Origin of the sequence: Streptomyces phytophilus, from assembly GCF_013870535.1 — a bacterium.
In the GTDB taxonomy this organism is placed as follows: Bacteria; Actinomycetota; Actinomycetes; order Streptomycetales; family Streptomycetaceae; genus Streptomyces; species Streptomyces phytophilus.
Genome location: NZ_JACBXC010001742.1, coordinates 1 through 1,004 on the forward strand (window position 1 = coordinate 1; position 1,004 = coordinate 1,004).

Genomic DNA, 1,004 nt, shown 5'->3' on the forward strand with positions numbered 1-1,004 from the left:
CCCAGCCGCGACCGCCTGCCCTGGCGCTCCACCCTCTTCCTGACCTTCTTCATGGTCGTCGGCACCCGCGGCGCCGCCCAGGAGACCGACCGCGTCGACCCGTACCCCGGCGCCCTCGGCTTCCTCCTCGCCGCTGCCGTCCTCCTCCTGCTGCGGCACCGCTACCCGCGTACCGCCGCCTTCGGCACCGTCGCGGTCTGCCTGGGCTACCTGGCCGCGGGCTTCCCGTACGGGCCGATCTTCCTCAGCGCCGCCGTCGCCTGCTTCGCCGCGATCTCGGTGGGGGAGCGGCACGCCGTCTGGGGGGCGCTCGGGCTGCTCTTCGCCGGCCACATCGCGTACACCTCCCTCCTCTACCGCTGGCTGCCGCCGAGCGACGACGGCGGCGGGCACTGGGGCCAGCTGCTGTTCGTCATTGCCTGGGTGCTGGCGGTGGTCGCGGGCGGCGAGTTGATGCGGACGCGCCGCGAGCAGTGGGCCGCCGTACGGGCCGAGCGCGAGCAGGCCAGGCGCCGCCGCGCCGACGAGGAGCGGCTGCGCATCGCCCGCGAGCTGCACGACGTGCTGGCGCACAGCATCTCCGTGATCAACATCCAGGCCGGCGTCGGCCTCGCGCTCCTCGACCAGCAGCCCGAGAAGGCCCGCGAGGCGCTCACCACCATCAAGTCCGCCAGCAAGGAGGCACTCGGCGAGGTCCGCCAAGTGCTCGACGCGCTGCGCACCCCCGGCGGCGCCCCCCGCTCGCCCGCCCCCGGCCTCGACCGGCTCGGCGAGTTGAAGGAGCAGGCCGCCGCGGCCGGCCTCACGGTGGACGTCACGGTCGAGGGCGACCGCACCCCGCTGCCGCCGGGTACGGAGCTGGCCGCGTTCCGCATCGTCCAGGAGGCGCTGACCAACGTCGTCCGCCACTCCGGCTCGCGTACCGCCCGCGTCCTGGTCCGCTACGCGAGCGGTGAGCTGGAGCTGTGCGTCGACGACGACGGCCCCGCCACCGCGAGCGGCCT

At 75.1% G+C, this 1,004-nt stretch carries 1 protein-coding gene; it reads left to right on the forward strand.

The genetic code is table 11. The features are described from left to right. Positions 1 to 1,004 (forward strand): sensor histidine kinase (locus tag H5J30_RS35675; protein ID WP_181791924.1); only part of this gene is annotated, 1,004 nt, incomplete at both ends.